The sequence below is a fragment of the Streptomyces pseudovenezuelae genome, assembly GCF_001513955.1.
In the GTDB taxonomy this organism is placed as follows: domain Bacteria; phylum Actinomycetota; class Actinomycetes; order Streptomycetales; family Streptomycetaceae; genus Streptomyces; species Streptomyces pseudovenezuelae.
This window is the reverse complement of record NZ_KQ948151.1, coordinates 48509-51594: the sequence shown is the minus strand read 5'-3', so window position 1 is coordinate 51594 and position 3086 is coordinate 48509. Positions and strand designations below refer to the sequence as shown.

Here is a 3086-nt window from a genome sequence, read left to right as displayed (position 1 = left end):
CGTGCCGTTGTAGCCCGAGGTGCGGAACTGCCGCTCGGCGGCGTGCAGGACGTGGTCGGGGTCGAAGCTTCGTGGTCTGGCCATGCATCGAAGGTAAAGCCGACCCACCCTTCTTGACAACCCAGTACAGAACCATCTAGGTTCCTGACTGTTCAGTCCATAACCATCCTGAGCTCGCCGAACAGGGTGCGTCCCCGCCTGGCGCGATGACTGGCCAGCGCCGACATCAACAGAATGCCGGCCACCGCGGACACCGACACGGCCTCCCAGGGGATCGCCGAGGCAAGCCCCGAAGCGGCCACACGATGATCTTGAAGCCCTGAGATCTCAGCACGTCATCCGCTCGCCTCACCTTCGTCGGTGAGGAAACCGATCAGATTCCAGACGGCTTTCCGTCATGCCGAGCAAGCAAGGAAAAAAATGAGTACCAGCATCGACCGCGGGGCGCCCGCCTCCGGAAAAAGAGACTCGGGCCTTCGCGGCTCACATGCCGTGCGCTGGTGGGTGCTGGTCGTCATAGGCGTGGCACAGCTCATGGTCATGCTCGACGCCACCGTCGTGAACATCGCGCTGCCCGAAGCGCAGCACGACCTCGGCTTCAGCGACGGCAGCCGGCAGTGGGTCATCACGGGGTACGCGCTGGCGTTCGGCAGCCTGCTGCTGCTCGGCGGTCGGCTCGGTGACCTGTTGGGCCGACGCACCCTCTTCGTGATCGGCCTGGCAGGTTTCGGGGCCGCGTCCGTCGTCGGCGGCTCGGCCGGCAGCTTCGAGATCCTCGTCGCGGCACGGGTGGCCCAGGGCCTCTTCGCCGCGGTGCTCGCGCCCGCGGCACTCTCCCTGCTCAGCGTGACCTTCACCGAACCATCTGAAAGGGCGAAGGCCTTCGGCATCTTCAGCGCGCTGGGTGGTGCGGGCGGCGCGGTCGGGCTGCTGGTCGGCGGCATGCTCACCGAATGGGCGTCGTGGCGCTGGGTGATGTACGTGAATGTCGCCTTCGCGGTCCCCGCCCTGATCGGTGCCTTGCTGCTGCTGGCCAAGCCTGTGATCAGCAAGAAGCCCAAACTCGACATTCCGGGCATCGTCGTGGTGAGCGCCGCGCTGTTCGCCATCGTCTACGGGTTCGCGCACGTCGAGTCCACCAGCTGGACCGACCCGGTCGCCCTCGGCTCCATGATCGTCGGCGCGGTGCTGCTCGCGGTGTTCGTCTGGCTGGAGTCCCGGGTCGCGCATCCGCTGCTGCCGCTGCGCCTCGTGCTGGACCGGACCCGCGGTGGTTCGTTCGCGGCGGTGTTCGTCCTGGGCATGGGGATGTTCTCGATCTTCCTGTTCCTGACCTACTACTTCGCGGCCAGCCTCGGCTACTCGCCGATCAAGACCGGTCTGGCGTTCCTGCCGATGGTCGCGGGCGTCGTCGCGTCGTCGACCACGATGCCTTCGCTGGTGCTGCCCAGGGTCGGCCCGAAGATCGTCGTCAGCTCCGGCTTCCTGGTCGCCGCCTCCGGTATGGCCTTGCTGACCCGGCTCGAGCTGGACAGCACCTACGCCGCCCACATCATGCCCGGCCTGATCCTGCTGGGTCTCGGCATCGGCGCCGTGATGAGCACCGCGATCCAGGGGGCGACCTCAGGCATTCACCACGAGGACGCGGGTGTCGCCTCAGCGTTGATCAACACCGGTCAGCAAATCGGCGGCTCCATCAGCACGGCGCTACTGACCACCATTGCCTCGTCAGCCGCGACCGACTACCTGACTTCGCACAAGCCCGGCGCACTGGCCGCGGCGCAGGCCGGGGTCGAGGGCTACACGGCCACCCTGGCGTGGGGCTCCGGGTTCTTCGTGGTCGGTGCGGTGATCGCCGCGTTCCTGATCCCGAATCGGGCTCTGGCGCCGTCCGAGGGCGAGCCCGTGATGGCCCACTGAGCCTGGATCCACCCCACAGATGCCCTGCCACCTGCGGTGACTGTTGTTCTCAGGTCACGAACCAGCACAGGAAAGCAGGGCATCTCCAGGGTTCCACCGCGACCGTCTCGCCCCGCGAATCCATGACAGGGCCTTCTCCGCGATGGACCTCACCACCCGCCACCCGCGCACCAGAGAACTGCTGTCCACGGCGAAGTCCATGGTGCAACCAGACCCAGCAGGAGGCACTCGCATGAAACGACGTACATTCCTCGGCGCGACCACCGCATCGCTGGCCGCCACCCAACTCGCCGGGCCCGCCTACGCCACCAATTCAACCGCCGGCCCAACCGCCGCGCGGTACACGGTCGTCGCCCGCTTCTGGGGCTCGATGCCGACGGGTGTCACCGTCTCACGCCACGGCCGAATCTTCGTCAACTTCCCCCGCTGGGGCGACGACGTCCCGTTCACCGTCGCCGAACTGCGGCAAGGGAAGCCCGTGGCGTACCCCGACGCCGAGGTGAACCGCGAGGACGCCTCCGACTTGGCCGGGCACTTCCAGTCGGTGCAGAGCGTCGTCGTCGACCCGGCCGACCGGCTGTGGATCCTCGACACCGGAAACCCGCTGTTCGCCGGGTCCTCCTACGGCGGCCCGAAGCTCGTGGCGGTCGACCTGCGCACCGACCGGATCGTACGGAAGATCCTCTTCCCGCCCGAAGTGGTGCCGTCGAACAGCTACCCCAACGACGTGCGCTTCGACCTACGGCGCGGCGCCGAGGGCATGGCGTTCATCACCGACTCGGGCGGCGGCTCGAACGGCGTGATCGTGGTCGACCTCGCCACAGGCCGCTCCTGGCGGCGACTGACCGGGCAGCCCTCAGTGCTCCCCGACGAGCAGTTCCTTCCCATCATCGAGGGCGAACCCCTCATGATCCGCCCCGCGGGAAGCGAACCCATGCACTACGAGACCGGCTCCGACGGCATCGCCCTCAGCGCCGACGGCAAGCGCCTCTACTACTCCCCTCTGTCCAGCCGCCGACTGCACAGCGTGGCCACCGACGCCCTCGCCGACCCCGACGCCCTCGCCGACCCCGACGCCTCCGACGCCGAGGTGGCGGCGACGGTCGAGGACCACGGGTTCAAGCCGATGGCCGACGGTCTGGAGAGCGACGACAAGGGACGGCTCT

Annotated in this window: 3 protein-coding genes and 1 pseudogene; 2 read left to right on the top strand and 2 right to left on the bottom strand. The window is 67.8% G+C overall.

Features of this window, described 5'->3' with window-relative positions:
• Nucleotides 1-84, bottom strand: a pseudogene (locus AQI94_RS46740) (TetR/AcrR family transcriptional regulator); the annotation flags it as partial.
• 68 nt (nt 85-152) lie between these two features.
• Nucleotides 153-302, bottom strand: coding sequence for a hypothetical protein (locus AQI94_RS45390; protein ID WP_158806331.1), 150 nt, complete (start codon nt 300-302; stop codon nt 153-155).
• Nucleotides 303-420: 118 nt separating this feature from the next.
• Between AQI94_RS45390 and AQI94_RS31965 the strand changes: the two genes are divergently transcribed.
• The gene (locus AQI94_RS31965; protein ID WP_031053421.1) at nt 421-1920 is read left to right on the top strand and encodes an MFS transporter; all 1500 of its coding nucleotides are present in this window, start codon (nt 421-423) and stop codon (nt 1918-1920) included.
• Nucleotides 1921-2152: 232 nt separating this feature from the next.
• Nucleotides 2153-3086, top strand: a 934-nt coding sequence (locus AQI94_RS31960) for an L-dopachrome tautomerase-related protein (RefSeq protein WP_062230062.1), incomplete at its 3' end; no start/stop codon positions are given.

Coding starts and splice junctions, on each gene's coding strand:
- AQI94_RS31965 (WP_031053421.1), top strand. CDS start 421: ATGAGTACCAGCATCGACCGCGGGGCGCCCGCCTCCGGAAAAAGAGAC.